This window comes from Nonomuraea sp. CA-218870, from assembly GCF_050936535.1.
Lineage (GTDB): Bacteria > Actinomycetota > Actinomycetes > Streptosporangiales > Streptosporangiaceae > Nonomuraea > Nonomuraea corallina.
In genome coordinates this window covers 1-12,508 of record NZ_JBNJMN010000004.1, presented here as the reverse complement: position 1 = coordinate 12,508, position 12,508 = coordinate 1, and the positions used below count along the sequence as shown (strand labels likewise).

Sequence of the window (12,508 nt, the reverse complement as noted above, 5' to 3'; positions counted from 1 at the left end):
GGGTTACGGGGAAGAGGGGGCGGCGGGAGTCGCCTTACGACTCCGCTTCTTCCTGCTGGGCTTCGGGGCGGCCTTCTGCTCTTCGAGGTAGGCGATGGCATCGCCGTACGCTTCGACCACCTCATGCACCGGCCACACGCCGTGAGGGCCGGGCTGGCTGTACTCCGACATGTCGACGCCGACCATGTAGGTGGGCACGTCGTCCTTGACCGGGACGCGATAGAGGCGCATCCCTGCAGTGGCGAGCCAGTTCGCCATGCGTGACTGGATCTCGGCAGGCATGATCACCTGGATGGGTCCGGCGCTCACGACTCACCTCCGGAGGGGATCGAGGAGGGCTCCTGTCCGTCAGCCGTCAGCGAGGAGATGCGGCGGAGCGTCTCCTCCACCTCGTCCTCGTCCATCCAGTTGATGACGTCGTCCGTGATCGGCGTGTCGTAGACCAGGCGGAAGTCGTTGCCGCTCCACTTGATGACGGCCATCTCCGTGCCACGGCTGTACATGTTCTGCACGACGGATGCGCCGTAGCCGTTCTCGAAGCGGTAGAGGCGCTGGGGGCCACCCGCGTGGGTCTTGGTCTTGAAGGGCTCGAAGGTGCTCATGCGATCTCCCCGATGACGAAGAGGGCGGACTGGTGGTTGAAGTGCTTGACCAGGCGCTTGCGCAGCCAGTCGAGACCTTCGGGGGTGACGCGGGTGGTGGGCGTCGAGTCGTTGCCCGCCTTGGTCGGGATGACCTTGAAGTAGCGGTCCAGGGGCTTGACCTGGTAGGGCGTGTTGTTCGCCTTGAGGATCTTCAGGTCGTCGGAGCGCAGCAGGTCCAGGAAGTTGTTGCGGCCCAGACCGCCCGTGATGCGGGAGAAGATCTGCGCGACGGCGGCCCAGTCGAAGGTGCCGTCCGCTTCCATCAGGTCGGCGTACGCCTCGGCGAGCGGCTTCAGGGCGTCCCGCTGCTGCTCGGCGACCTTGCGGGCGTCGACCTCGTCGGCGAGCGCACGGAGCGCAGACGGGTAGTCCTGGGGGATCGCGATCTGCTGCCGCTCGGCGTTCAGTAGGTAGGTGCGGACGTCTTTCGCCACCTTGGAGTCGCGCAGCAGCATGCCGACGTTGAGCACCGTGCGGCGCGTGAAGAGGGCGAGGGAACGCGCGCGGGAGTGGATCCCACAGACCTTCTTGAAGGAGGTCAGTTCGTCTCCGCTGATCACGCGGTGCTCGTTGCCCTCAAGCTCTTCGCGGTGGTCGAGGGCGAGGGATTCAATGGTCTTGACCCCCACCTCGAAGTAGGCGGCAACCATCTCGGTGGTGACGTGGAGGTCGTCCGGCATCATGCGCAGGAACTTGACCTTGTCGAGGGCGTCCGTGCGATCCACGTACTCCCGTCGAAGAGCGCTCGACTCGGTGAGGGCCAGTTCGTTCACGCCGCTGTCTCCTCACGCACGACCTCGAACAGGTCGTGGAACGTCACGTCCTCGCTGAGGGCGGCGAGCAGGCTGGCGATGAGGTCGGCGCTCGGCTGCCGGTGACCGTTGAGGAACTTCGACACCGTGACGGGGTTGACGTTCATCGCTTTCGCGAGGTCGCTGTCAGTGCGGAGCGCGGCCCGTTCGCGGTGCTTGGCCAGCTCGTCGCGGCGGAGCTTCAGGGTCGCAATCAACGTGTCCTCCCTTCCACTTCTCGTTGACTCTGGGCTTCAAAGCGTTTAGCCCGCACGCACAGTCTATGCGTACGGGCTAAGCCATGCAATCGTTTCTTCGGCCTCACAAGCACCACAAGCAACAGTCATTGGAGTCACGTAGCTTGTGCGCATAGGCTGTGCTCTGTGCGTTGGTGGGATTACGTGTCGCGAGTAGCCGGAGCGACGGCCACGCCGAGCGAGATCGCTCGGCGAGTCGGCCTTACGCCGTCGAGCGTCACCCGATGGCAGATCTCGACACCCAAGCCTGAGACCGCCGCAGCGTTCGCCCGCGCCTATGGTCGGCCCGTCATTGAAGCGCTGATCGCGGCCGGTGTGGTCACGGCGGAAGAGGCCGGCGTCCGGGAGGTCGCGGCCGATCTGTCGTCGATCCCGATCGATGACCTTCTGGCGGAGATCCGCAAGCGAGTCAAAGACTGACACCGGTCCTCCTCCCTGTCTGTCTGTGAAGGGCTAGGGGGGGTGTCCCGTCCTGTGCTCGCCCCCGGTGGTCGAGCACAGGACGGGAAGCTGGGGGTTAGGCGAAGACAGCGACGACAGCGGCGGCGACCAGGACGGCGGAGGCCACCCCGAACAGCACGGCGGCGGCCACGCGGACGACGGTCTTGGAAACAGGCATCGGTTGCCCCTCTCAGGGGGTTCGGGGGTAGTCGAGATCGGACGGAGAGCCGTCCATGAAGCACCCGCAGGCGCCCCAGTCGTCGGCGTCGAAGAGTGCAGGCTGGCGCTCTAACCGCTCGCGAAACTCGGTCAACGTCAACGCCCGAACACCGCCGCCCGTGCGGTCACGCAGGATCGACACGTCCTTGCCGAGCAGGGCGCGGGTCTCGTTCTCCTCGCGCTCCCAATCCAGGTACTCGCCACGGTTCACCTGGAGCAGGAGTGACCATTGCGCCTGGCCTCCGCGCACGCATCCGCCAGAGCAGTTGGCGTGCTGGAAGCCCTGCTTGTAGAGCAGCGGCGGTTCGATGCCGCGCTCGCGGAACAGCTCGAAGATCTGCTGCTTGAACAGGTAGGGCGGCCGGGTGAGTGGACAGTCCACTGTCCACGGAGCCCAGTGCTCGCGCGCAGCTTCCACCCGGTGCGGCTCGGTCCAGTCATAACCGAGGTAGACGATCGTGTCGGCCGGGTCGAAGTGCTCGGCACGGTACTTGTCGAGCAGCTCGCGCTTGAGCACGCGAGAGCAGACGGCCATCCGATTGTTCGGCACCACCCGCGCATCACGGCCAACCTGCATCGGGGTTCGGCCATCCGCCACGACGACCCATTCGCAGCCCAGTCGTTCCTGCACCTGGCGGGCGAACCGCCAGTTGTCGGCGTGCTCCTTCTTGGTGTCAGCGGTGAGCAGGACCACGTTCTCCGGGCCGTGCTCTTCCACGACTCGCCAAGCGACCTCGGCGGATGCCGCGCCGGTCGAGTACTGCACGAGATGCTTCATCGGGGGTCCCAATCGAGGTCGGTCGGCGACCCGTACGGGTCATCCGTGAAGGGGTGCTCTCGCCGCCTCAGATCCGCCGTCATCGCGTCGAGGCAGGAGCCGCACGCGCCACACGGCGTCTGATCGGGCGGGCGCTCGGTGCACCCGACCGCGCCGGCCGGGCACACGTGGTCCGCGGGGAGCCAAGCGCGGCACCAGTCGCAGCGCTGGATGTCCTCGACGGGCGGCAGGTGCGGCTCGGCGGGGAGGAGATCCCCCTCCACCGGGCGCACTGTCCGGCACGTCTCACAGGCGGCCGAGGAGTCGGAGACGACGGCGTGAGGGCGGCGGCGCTGGCACGTCAGGCAGAACAGGGTGACGGTCATGACGCCGCCTCCAGCCAGAACGGGATGTCGCCGCACCCGCACACGTAAGGTCCCGCCTGCACCCCGCCAGGAGGGCAGGAGCCGTGCCCGTACCGGGCCGCCGCCTCGTCCAGCGCGGCGACCGGCACCACGGGGACGGGTCGCTTCCCGTTCTGGTGGGAGCCCGCCGGGGCGGGCCGATACCCGCCCCGGTCGTCCAGCAGCACCCACCCGAGATGGGCGTGCAAACCGGGGACCTCCCACGGCCGGGCCACGCCCTCCCGCACCTTCAGCCCGAGCTTTTCGGCGTTGGCGGGCTGCTTCTGATCGATCAGGTCATGACACGGGCGGCACGACCAGAGCAGATTGCTGGCCGTGTTCGACCACGGCTTACGGGTGCCGCCCGCCTTCTTGCCCTCCCGGTGCGCCGGGTCAGTGCCAGCGGCGAATCCTCCGCACGTCAGGCCGACCTCGCACACGCCGCTGCTGCGCGCCTTCAGCAGGTCCTTCACCTCGGCGGGGACGGGCTTCGGCCGGGACGACTTACGCGCCGGCGGGTTCGGCTGCCCGGCGCTCTTGCCCGGCGTCAGCGGCTTGCGCTGCTGGATGGGCGACTGGCGGGCGGGAGGCTGCCCCTGCTTGAGGGGCGTCCTCCGCTCGGGCGGCTTGCCCTGCTTCAGCGGGGCACGGCGTGGAGGCATCGGCGACCTCTTCATCGGCCGTCACCCTTGAACGAGCCGTACAGCTCTTTCGCTGTGTTGTTCAGCGACTGGGCGATTGACACCTGCTTGCCGACCGTCCGCAGGTAGTCCTCGGCGTTCTTCACCTGCACCTGCAGCGACTCGTACTGCCAATGGCAGGCGATACGCGCATCGATCCACGCATCCCGCTCGGCGACCGTCACCTGACCCTCGCCGCGGCCAGCCTGCGGGCAGTCCTCCGAGAACAGCAGCTCCGTCCTCGCCTCGGTGTACTGCTTCTTCAGCCGCAACTCCTCGTACCTGAGGCGGCGCAGCGACACCTGGGCGCGGGCCAGCTCGTTGCTGACCTGCTTCAGGTACCGCTCCGCCTCGGGAGGGGTGAGGGCGGCGTCCTCGTCGAGGATCCGGAAGCCTGACTCTGTCTGCTCGCTCACGACTGCTCACCCGCCTCGATCGCGGGCTTCAGCAGGTCACCCAGCAGCGGTTTCAGCTCGTCCCGCTGCCACGCCTCCCACACCAGTTCCCGCGCCCCCGGACCCGCGGTGAACGCGAACTTCCCGGTCGGCTCCCCGCGGGTCACCTCCGCCACCTTGATGCGAGTGCCGGCGCGGTCCTTCAGGTAGCCGTTGGCGTCGATCCGCTTGTACAGCTTCTTCAGGTAGTCGTCGCGGATCTTTTTCTTCAGCAGGTGCGGCATCTGGTCGCGGACGAACGCCAGCAGGTTCTCGTCTTCCAGCGCCTCCGGGACGAGTTCCTCGACGAACATGTCCGGGTCGTCGTTGGCGACGATCGCGGCGATCGTCTTCATGTTGACCTGCGTGTGCGGCGGCCCGTCGAAGATGGCGATGGTGCCCAGCTCGGTGCCGTCCGGCAGTTTCACCGCCAGCGACTTGCAGTCCGTCTCGATCCGCAGCTCGGCGAACTCGGGCTCGGCGTCCTTGCGGAGCTGCTCGTAGCCGTCATTGACGATCTCGGACAGCACCTTGGCGGCGGCGACCTTGAGGGCGTGAGTCTTGGCGTTCACGCCGCCTCCTGCCCGCCGAGCTCGGCCTGCCGCTGCTGGATGGCCTCCATCAGCCGGTTGCCGGTGTCCGAGTCCAGACGCTGATGCTTGAACCCGTTGAGCACCTCCTGCCTCAAGGCGTTGATCTGGTCGGCGCTCGCGTCGTCGATGCGTCGCTCGAAGTTGGCCACCCAGTTGGGGTCGACCTTGACGGTCGGAACGGGTCGCTCGGGCTCCGGTACGGAAGCGTCCAGGTCGCGCTCGATCTCGTCGTTGCCCAACGACACCTGCCTCTCGACGCCCTCTTGCACGTCCTTTCCGGCGGACTCGCCCTCGGGCATGACGTACGTGCCGCGCACCAGGGCCGACGTCTGGCCCTTGTTGTAGAGGGACAAGCCGAACTGGTCGCCCAAGTGGATCGCCGCCCGCTTCTTGGCCAGGCTGATCGCCGACTTGTAGGCGAGGTCATGGCCATCGCCGCGAGTCTGGTTCTGTGCCGTGGCGGTCGAGCCGTCCTCGTAGTGGCAGATCTCGTTGCCTTCTGGGTCGCGGATCGTCAGCCGCGCCATCGCCCGGTAGCAGACGTCCCACCGGTTGGCCGGCTTGTCGTCCTTGACGCGCTCGGTCTCGAAGACGCACTCGACGCGGACGATGTCGATGTCCCAGTTGCCGAACCCGAACACCCTGATCAGGTGGGCGAGCACATCTTGTTGGGAGACGTGCGAGTGGCCCTTGCCGTCGCGGAGGACCCGCACGGTGTTGATCGGCTGTAGAAGCTGTTCGACCTGCGCTCTGGTGAAGCCCATCAGTGCTCGTCTCCCTCGTCGTTGGGGGTGTCGTCGTAGTCGGCTTGGCTGTGCCGGAACTCGCGCTCGGCGTCCGGCCCGATCTCGGGCCCTTCGCCTACGGGGATGCCGCACGCTCCCGCGACGGCCCGGTTGAGGAACCGCTGCAGCGGGTCGTAGCCGAGGAGCGCGTACCGATCGGTGCGGGGTGTGTCGGCGATGGCCTCGTCCAGGTCGGACCACGCCCCGTGCAGGCACTTCCAAAGGCCGTCGAGTTCGCGGCGGTAGGCCGAGTAGCGGGGCGAGATGCCCCGCTTGCGGTAGGCGACGACCAGATCCACGGCGCCGCCCGGACGGGGCAGGATCTTGGCCACCTGGAAGTAGCCGCCGTTCTCGGTGTGCAGGGCGGGCGCGGTCACAGGCCACCGCCCGCGGCGACGATCCGGGCGACCAGGTTGCGGTCGTACATGAACCGGGCCAGCCGGTCCGTCCCGAGCTGGGCGGCTACCTTCTGGATCGCGTCCGTCAGATGGACGGCCTTCCCGGTGTACTGCTCGTCCCGCAGCCCGTACGCGGTCACGTCGTACAGACCGGCGCGGGAGGTTTTCGGGGAGTGGATGGTGACGGTGAAGCCGTAGTGGTGGAGGGCTTCCAGCGAGACGCGGGTCTGGTCGTAGTCGGGCAGGTCGCTCACGCCTTGTCCTCCATCCGGGCGTATCCGGCGGCGAGGATGGCGCGGGCGAGCGCCTCACCCTTGCCCGCGTCCGAGATGCTGTCGGTGAAGACATCGGCTTCGTAGATCAGCGTGGCGAGGTCCTCGACCTGTGCGGGGTCCGGCTGAGAGAGCGCCTCGGCGGCGGCGATCCCGGCAGCGGTCGCGTACCAGGACGCCATGTCGAGCGCGTCGGCGGGCGTCATGTCCTCGCCGGACGGCCGGATTCCCGCCTGCACCTTGCCGTCCCGCGTCATCTGCGGCTCGGGCGCGTAGCGGGGCAGCAGGATTGGCGGCTCCTGCCCGGCGGCCCGGTACAGCCCTGCGACGACCTCGGGCAGATCGGCGGCGAGGATGTGCACGTCCGCGTCGAGGTAAACGTCAGCGCCGGGGTTGCTAGACGCGCCGGCGTAGAGGCCAGAGCCGTTCAGGTCGGTGTAGCGGTAGTCGCTCATGCCGCGTCTCCTGTCGTCTGGTAGTCGCGGGCGAGAGCGGCACGCTCGGCCTGCTTGATCAGCCGGTCCGCTTCGTCGCTCGCCGCCTCAACCTCCGGGTCGTAGCCGTACATGGCGCGCTCCAGCGCCTCCTGCGGCGGCACCGCGTACCGCTCGGTCAGCAGGACAGCGACGAGGCCGGTCTTCCAGCGGGGGCCGCCGATCTCCAGCCCGAACAGGTGGGCGGCAGCGGCGAGGGTGTCGAGGCCGGTCATCGGGACTCACCGCCCTTGGCGGGCACGTTCGCGCACGCTCGGCAGAAGTAGAGCCGATCCGGTCCGAGGGGCCGAACCATCACGCTCTCGGCCGCCGTGGTCAGCTCCCCGCACTCCTCGCACGACTCGCCGACCATCGCCCGCAGCCGCTCAAGCTGCTCGGCGTACATTCGCCGCTCGCCGGGGAGCATGTCGCCGATGACGCGGCGAGCCTCGTCCAGGTCCTCGGTGATGAGGTAGTAGAGCGCGGCGGTCTCAGCGAACGCCGTGACGGGGGGAGTGTTCATCGGGACTCACCGCCCCACCGCAGCCACGGACCCTGACCGCCGATCCGGAACACGATGTGCGCGTCCTCCGGCAGATCCCACCGCTCCTGATAGGCGAGCCTCTCCGCCAGCATCAGGTGGGCGTCGTGGATGCCGTCCGCCCAGTCCTCGGTGCGCTGCTGGTCGCCGCCTTCGTCGCGGCACGTGTACCGGACCCGGTACTCGATCACGCCCAGAACGGGCTGCTCGGTCGTCGCCTCGGGGGCGAGCGTCGTACTCTTGTCCACAGGGACTCCTGCTCTCTTGTCTGAATCAGTCGGTCGTGAGCGGGTGTTCGCGGGCTCCAGTCGTTGGCTCGGCTGGAGCCCCACCCGTGTCAGGAGGGGCGGCGCTGCGGCGGGACGAACGCGTCGAAAAAGTCCTCGCGGTCGAGCTTGTGCAGCTCGCTGATGCGCTGGGAGAAGCCGCAGATGGCGTAGGCGGCGGCGAGGCGCTGGATCTCGGTCATGCCGCCTCACCGACCCTGCGCGAGCGTCGGCCGATCCGGTTGTGCATCGGGTGCTCGGTGCGAATGGCCGTCATCTCTGCAGCGCGCGCCTGGTCGATCGTGGGCAAGTCCTCGCACCTGATCTCGGCCATCAGGGGCCACCATGCGGACCTCTTCTCGTGGCCCTTGAAGCGCGTGTGCCGATGGTCGGTGCTGCCGACGTAGAGCAGCGCCCCATCGGAGTCGAAGGCGCGATACACGCACGGGCCTGCCGCGACGGACGCGCACCGCTCGCACACGCCGCCGTACTCCTCTGCCGAGGCCAGGAACACTGCGTCCTGAGCGCCGTCGCCGCACACCCACCGCGCGACGAGGATCGGCTTGTCGTCGTCCCCGGCGACGCCGGCGCGGGCGACCATGTGGGGGATCATGCGGCTACGCGAGGCTGCGATCCCGGTCTCGGAGGCGACTGGGCGTACGAGCATGCCTTTGCTCCAGTACGGGGCGCGATCTCCGTCACGGGCGAGCAGGACCAGGGAATGAGGGACGGCTTGGGGCAGGCTCATGATGCTGACCTCCCGTAGGAGCGGGCGCGATCCGGCCTCGCCTGGAGGGGAGTCACGGTCGCGTCAGGGCGCTTCTGCTTGGGCTTCTTTGCCTGCGCCGTCTGCCGTGCCGCCGGGGCCGCAGTCTTGCGGGCGGGCTTGGGTGTGGACGCCTCGACTGCCTGAAGTTCGATCAGCCGATCCACCTGCGCCTGCGTGAAGACGCGCTTGCGGCGGATCAGCGTGCCGATGCCATGCCTGCGTGCGGTCTTGTTCACCCAGTGCTCGGTCACCTTGAGCTCGGGCGGGAACATGGCGGCGACCTGGGCGGCAGTGAAGACGAGAGCGTTCATGCCGCGTCCGTCTCCGCGTCGCCAGCCTCGTCCTTGTCGCTGGCCTGGTCGCCGGCGGGCGGCTGGTAGACGTCGAGAGGGTGGACGCCGAGGGCCTTCGCCCAGGCGGTCATCAACTCGTTGCTGGCGCGGCGCTCGCCGCGTTCGACGTTGCTGATGTGGTCCTTGTGGACGCTCACGCCGAACTTGCGGATGCGGGCGACAAGCCCGGGGATGCTGAGTCCGTACGCCTTGCGAAGGTCTCGGATCTGGACGTACGGCCCTTTCGGATCTGGCGCTGTCATGGCGCTAACTTATGACGGCGGATGACAGCACACAAGGGCTTAGCGCTAAATAATCGCTAAGTTGGCGCTTGTTGCTGATGGTGTCAAGGAGAAAGCTGCGCCGACGTGCACCTTTACAAGCGCTACAACTGCGCTAGGAAGGTAGACCTGTCTCCTGCTGTCAGGCATGCTGTCCGTCGTGGACACCAAGACAGGTGACTGGCAGCGCCTGGGACGCTACGTAAAGGAGCGCCGCGAGCAACTCCGCCTCACCCAGCACGCGGTGACGGTACGCGGCGGTCCCTCCGTGGCGACTGTCCGGAACATCGAAGCCGCCACCGCAGAGCGATACCGCGGAAGCACCTTCACCCAGTTGGAGGATGCCCTCGGATGGGAACGCGGAAGCGTGGACGCGATACTCCGGGGAGGCGACCCAACCCCCCTGCCGGCCGGCCAGCTCCCGCCCGAGGAGCCACACCCTCCAACGCCGGTACGCAAGACCCTCGGCGACGTCCTGGTGGCGCGCGGCCTGCGCCGCCCCGACGAACTGGTACTCAGCGACGACGTGGTGGATCCACTGGTGGAGGAGCTGCTCTCATCCACGGCGTTCGATGAGGACTTCAAGGACCACTGGCTGTCGTCGTATTCGACGATGCGGCGGCAGATCTTCGAGGCCACGGAGAAACAAAAAAGGACACCGCGAAACTGACAGTTTCGCGGTGCCCTTAAGTTTCGGTCAGCCGAATTTGCGCAGCGCGGTGAACGGGCCGGAGTCGGACGGGTCGATGTCGAGCACGCCATAGGCGCGTCGGGCTTCTATTTTCGCCCGCGTTTCGCCGGCGTATTTCGCTTGCATCAGCCAGTTGAGGTCGATGACCTGCTGGCGCATGTCTTCGCAGTGGGCGCGGGTAGCTGCCTCCAGGCGTGTGGTTCCGAAGACGACGGCGGCGGCGAGGAGCAGGCTGGACGCGGCTCCGACCGCTGCGATGACCCAGCGGTCTTCGGCTCCCGTGGCGAGGGTGTGGCCTACGGCCAGCCAGGCGAAGATCGCGCTGGCCGTGAGCGTGATAGTGGCGGGGTGGTGCTTGGGTTCGGACGCCCCCCGGGTCAGTGTGGACGCGGGCTGCCGCGCTTGGTGACCCATATATTGACCTCCCTGTGTAGCCGTCGTCTCGGTGACGGCCAATTCCGGTCCGGTATGCCCCCCAGGCAGACAGGTTCTTGCACTCTAGGCAGGGATGGCCGATTGGGGAATACCCTTATCACCTGACTTTGCATGACCGGATTCTTTACTGATCTGATACATCTATTTTCGGCTACTTTGTGTCACCTCTTTCGGGTGTGTTCGTGTCCGATATGCCCCGTGCGTGACACGCAATTGTCCGAATTGGTGCGGATGTGACGTGAACTTGCGCAACGTCCATCACTTCCGCAAGCAAGCCCTTACACAAAGTAGTGGTGCGACCCTCACGCGCCCCTTAACGGCCCGCATGCGATCGCTTACGATCAGGCATATCGCCTGTGCACGGGCCGCCAAGTCGCCGCACGGCCGGAAACCGCGTCCCCCCAGGAGCAGGTACCGGCCGTGCGGCCCACGCAGCACTCGCGGGATCGCGGGCACCCAACGCCGCTCCCGCCTATGCTGTCGAACCACCGACCCCCGCAACCCCCCGAGGTCCCCGCATGGCGTCCACCGAACCGTACAAGCTGGGAAACACCACCTACTATCGCGCCCGCCCCGTCCTCGCGGACGGCAGCAAGGGCAGCTTCCGGCACGGGGCAGACGGCAGGCGGTTCACCACCAAGACCGCGGCGCTGAAGTTCGCCGAGGAGATCGAAGCCGACATCCGCCGCGACCTGTGGAAGGACCCCAAGTCCGGCGACATCCTCCTCCTCGACTGGGTCAACCGCTGGTATCCGGCACAGGACATCGAGGACACCACCCGCGACGGCTATAGCTGGCACATCGAGACGCACATCCTGCCCGCCTTCGGCCAGGAGCCGCTGCGGCGCCTGAACACCCTCGACATCAACGCGTGGGAGCTCGGCCTTCACCGTGACGGCGTGTGCGGCGAGACCTCCGCCGCCTCCGCCCGGACCCTGCTGCACACGATCCTCGCCGACGCCGTGGACGCCGGCCTCATCGCCGCCAACCCCGCCGAGAGGCGGCGCAATCGCGGGCGGAAGACGGGCCGCACGCGCCGCCGTATAGAAGAGGTGTGGGCGTCACCCTTGGAGGCGCTGCTGATCGCCGAACGCCTCGCCCTGCTGTCCGGCCGGCCGGACGACTTCATCCGCGCGGTCACGATCGCCTACACGGGGATGCGCTGGGGCGAGAGTGTCGGCCTGGAACGGCAGCACTTCCACCTGTCGAAGGTCCGAATCGACCAGCAGGTGTACGAGCGGAAGGGCTCGTGGGTGAAGAAGCCGCCGAAGGACAACAGCTACCGCGACATCCACCTGCCGCCTTTCCTGGCGGACCTGCTCTCCCGGCAGCTGCAGCACTCCGAGCCGGGCCACTGCTCGTGCCGGGGCCTCGCGGGGTGCGGCGGCGGACGGTATGTGTTCCTCGGCGAGGACGGAGCGCACGAGCGGCGCAGCAACTTCGGGCGCAGGCGGTGGCGGCCTGCGGCGGACGGGCGGCACGGCGACGCGAAGGACCGACCCGGCTATCCGGTGCTGGCCGACCTGGCGGGCGTGCCGTGGCCGGGCGTGGTGCGCCGCTCGTGGCCTGCCGCCGTCCCCGGCGAGGAGTTCGAGCCTCCTCGGAGGCGTGGGTTCTGGCGCTACGACGAGGAGCGGCATCACGTGGTGTCGTGGCTGCCGGTCAAGCCCGGCTTGAAGATCCATGGGTTGCGGCACGGGCACAAGGTCTGGATGGACGAGCTCGGCGTGCCCGCGGTGGCGAGCGAGGAGCGGCTGGGGCATCGGCTGCCGGGGATCGTCGGCCAGTACTCGCACACGTCCCCGGCGATGGTGGCTCAGACCACGGAGGGGCTACAGCGGTTGTGGGAGGCGTCTCTCGTGGAGCGGGCGAAGATCGGCGGCGGCCGTTCTCCGGTGCCGCTTCTGGATGAGCTTCTGGCGCCCGCGAGGAAGATCCTTTCTGAAGATCGTCCCCGTCTCGTCCCCGCAACCGTCTCCGCGATCTCCCCGTGAGGGCCGTTTTACCAGGTGGGCGGTACTGGGTTCGAACCAGTGACCCCTCGC

23 protein-coding genes are annotated in these 12,508 nt (G+C 67.7%); 3 read left to right on the top strand and 20 right to left on the bottom strand.

Going from position 1 to position 12,508, the window contains the following annotated elements; all coding sequences use genetic code 11:
• Window positions 1-3: 3 nt before the first annotated feature.
• From ACQEUU_RS36990 to ACQEUU_RS36975, 4 genes are read right to left on the bottom strand one after another with little or no spacing between them, the layout of a single operon-like run.
• The gene (locus ACQEUU_RS36990; RefSeq protein ID WP_433075232.1) at window positions 4-309 is read right to left on the bottom strand and encodes a hypothetical protein; all 306 of its coding nucleotides are present in this window, start codon (window positions 307-309) and stop codon (window positions 4-6) included.
• Complete coding sequence (locus ACQEUU_RS36985) at window positions 306-602, bottom strand: hypothetical protein (protein WP_433075229.1); 297 nt, start codon at window positions 600-602, stop codon at window positions 306-308. Before ACQEUU_RS36985 ends, ACQEUU_RS36990 begins: the two co-directional genes overlap by 4 nt.
• A complete protein-coding gene (locus tag ACQEUU_RS36980; RefSeq protein WP_433075226.1) occupies window positions 599-1,417 on the bottom strand; it encodes a phage antirepressor KilAC domain-containing protein in 819 nt (272 codons plus the stop codon). The genes ACQEUU_RS36985 and ACQEUU_RS36980 overlap by 4 nt, the downstream gene beginning before the upstream one ends.
• Window positions 1,414-1,653 (bottom strand): helix-turn-helix domain-containing protein, encoded by a 240-nt coding sequence (locus ACQEUU_RS36975; RefSeq protein WP_433075223.1) that lies wholly within the window; start codon window positions 1,651-1,653, stop codon window positions 1,414-1,416. Before ACQEUU_RS36975 ends, ACQEUU_RS36980 begins: the two co-directional genes overlap by 4 nt.
• Before the next feature lie 165 nt (window positions 1,654-1,818).
• On the opposite strand from ACQEUU_RS36975, the gene ACQEUU_RS36970 reads away from it, so the two are divergent.
• Window positions 1,819-2,112, top strand: coding sequence for a helix-turn-helix domain-containing protein (locus ACQEUU_RS36970; RefSeq protein WP_433075221.1), 294 nt, complete (start codon window positions 1,819-1,821; stop codon window positions 2,110-2,112).
• A gap of 211 nt (window positions 2,113-2,323) precedes the next feature.
• On the opposite strand, the gene ACQEUU_RS36965 is transcribed toward ACQEUU_RS36970, so the two are convergent.
• From ACQEUU_RS36965 to ACQEUU_RS36895, 15 genes are all read right to left on the bottom strand, one after another.
• Entirely contained in the window at window positions 2,324-3,130 is an 807-nt protein-coding gene (locus ACQEUU_RS36965; protein ID WP_433075218.1) for a hypothetical protein, read from the bottom strand.
• 361 nt (window positions 3,131-3,491) lie between these two features.
• On the bottom strand, window positions 3,492-4,175 hold the full coding sequence (locus ACQEUU_RS36960) for an HNH endonuclease (protein WP_433075216.1): 684 nt from the start codon (window positions 4,173-4,175) through the stop codon (window positions 3,492-3,494).
• An 11-nt stretch (window positions 4,176-4,186) separates the two neighbouring features.
• Window positions 4,187-4,609 (bottom strand): hypothetical protein, encoded by a 423-nt coding sequence (locus ACQEUU_RS36955; protein ID WP_433075213.1) that lies wholly within the window; start codon window positions 4,607-4,609, stop codon window positions 4,187-4,189.
• On the bottom strand, window positions 4,606-5,199 hold the full coding sequence (locus ACQEUU_RS36950; protein ID WP_433075211.1) for a hypothetical protein: 594 nt from the start codon (window positions 5,197-5,199) through the stop codon (window positions 4,606-4,608). Before ACQEUU_RS36950 ends, ACQEUU_RS36955 begins: the two co-directional genes overlap by 4 nt.
• Complete coding sequence (locus tag ACQEUU_RS36945) at window positions 5,196-5,984, bottom strand: Rad52/Rad22 family DNA repair protein (protein ID WP_433075209.1); 789 nt, start codon at window positions 5,982-5,984, stop codon at window positions 5,196-5,198. The genes ACQEUU_RS36950 and ACQEUU_RS36945 overlap by 4 nt, the downstream gene beginning before the upstream one ends.
• Complete coding sequence (locus tag ACQEUU_RS36940; protein ID WP_433075207.1) at window positions 5,984-6,382, bottom strand: hypothetical protein; 399 nt, start codon at window positions 6,380-6,382, stop codon at window positions 5,984-5,986. The genes ACQEUU_RS36945 and ACQEUU_RS36940 overlap by 1 nt, the downstream gene beginning before the upstream one ends.
• Window positions 6,379-6,657 carry a hypothetical protein gene (locus ACQEUU_RS36935; protein WP_433075205.1) on the bottom strand — a complete coding sequence of 93 codons (279 nt, stop codon included), beginning with the start codon at window positions 6,655-6,657 and terminating at the stop codon, window positions 6,379-6,381. The genes ACQEUU_RS36940 and ACQEUU_RS36935 overlap by 4 nt, the downstream gene beginning before the upstream one ends.
• Window positions 6,654-7,130, bottom strand: a complete 477-nt coding sequence (locus tag ACQEUU_RS36930; protein WP_433075203.1) for a hypothetical protein — start codon at window positions 7,128-7,130, stop codon at window positions 6,654-6,656. The genes ACQEUU_RS36935 and ACQEUU_RS36930 overlap by 4 nt, the downstream gene beginning before the upstream one ends.
• Window positions 7,127-7,384: a hypothetical protein gene (locus ACQEUU_RS36925; protein WP_433075201.1), complete on the bottom strand. Its 258-nt coding sequence runs from the start codon at window positions 7,382-7,384 to the stop codon at window positions 7,127-7,129. Before ACQEUU_RS36925 ends, ACQEUU_RS36930 begins: the two co-directional genes overlap by 4 nt.
• Window positions 7,381-7,671 (bottom strand): hypothetical protein, encoded by a 291-nt coding sequence (locus ACQEUU_RS36920; protein WP_433075199.1) that lies wholly within the window; start codon window positions 7,669-7,671, stop codon window positions 7,381-7,383. Before ACQEUU_RS36920 ends, ACQEUU_RS36925 begins: the two co-directional genes overlap by 4 nt.
• On the bottom strand, window positions 7,668-7,937 hold the full coding sequence (locus tag ACQEUU_RS36915; RefSeq protein ID WP_433075197.1) for a hypothetical protein: 270 nt from the start codon (window positions 7,935-7,937) through the stop codon (window positions 7,668-7,670). The genes ACQEUU_RS36920 and ACQEUU_RS36915 overlap by 4 nt, the downstream gene beginning before the upstream one ends.
• 89 nt (window positions 7,938-8,026) lie before the next feature.
• Complete coding sequence (locus ACQEUU_RS36910; RefSeq protein ID WP_433075194.1) at window positions 8,027-8,158, bottom strand: hypothetical protein; 132 nt, start codon at window positions 8,156-8,158, stop codon at window positions 8,027-8,029.
• Entirely contained in the window at window positions 8,155-8,556 is a 402-nt protein-coding gene (locus ACQEUU_RS36905) for a GIY-YIG nuclease family protein (RefSeq protein WP_433075191.1), read from the bottom strand. The genes ACQEUU_RS36910 and ACQEUU_RS36905 overlap by 4 nt, the downstream gene beginning before the upstream one ends.
• Window positions 8,557-8,699: 143 nt before the next feature.
• Window positions 8,700-9,035, bottom strand: coding sequence for a hypothetical protein (locus tag ACQEUU_RS36900; protein WP_433075189.1), 336 nt, complete (start codon window positions 9,033-9,035; stop codon window positions 8,700-8,702).
• Entirely contained in the window at window positions 9,032-9,319 is a 288-nt protein-coding gene (locus ACQEUU_RS36895) for a helix-turn-helix domain-containing protein (protein ID WP_433075186.1), read from the bottom strand. Before ACQEUU_RS36895 ends, ACQEUU_RS36900 begins: the two co-directional genes overlap by 4 nt.
• A 178-nt stretch (window positions 9,320-9,497) precedes the next feature.
• On the opposite strand from ACQEUU_RS36895, the gene ACQEUU_RS36890 reads away from it, so the two are divergent.
• On the top strand, window positions 9,498-10,007 hold the full coding sequence (locus ACQEUU_RS36890) for a helix-turn-helix domain-containing protein (RefSeq protein WP_433075183.1): 510 nt from the start codon (window positions 9,498-9,500) through the stop codon (window positions 10,005-10,007).
• 27 nt (window positions 10,008-10,034) lie between these two features.
• Here ACQEUU_RS36890 and ACQEUU_RS36885 read toward each other — a convergent pair whose 3' ends face one another.
• The gene (locus ACQEUU_RS36885; protein ID WP_433075180.1) at window positions 10,035-10,442 is read right to left on the bottom strand and encodes a hypothetical protein; all 408 of its coding nucleotides are present in this window, start codon (window positions 10,440-10,442) and stop codon (window positions 10,035-10,037) included.
• Window positions 10,443-10,981: 539 nt separating this feature from the next.
• On the opposite strand from ACQEUU_RS36885, the gene ACQEUU_RS36880 reads away from it, so the two are divergent.
• Window positions 10,982-12,457 carry a tyrosine-type recombinase/integrase gene (locus ACQEUU_RS36880; RefSeq protein WP_433075177.1) on the top strand — a complete coding sequence of 492 codons (1,476 nt, stop codon included), beginning with the start codon at window positions 10,982-10,984 and terminating at the stop codon, window positions 12,455-12,457.
• Window positions 12,458-12,508 lie beyond the last annotated feature (51 nt).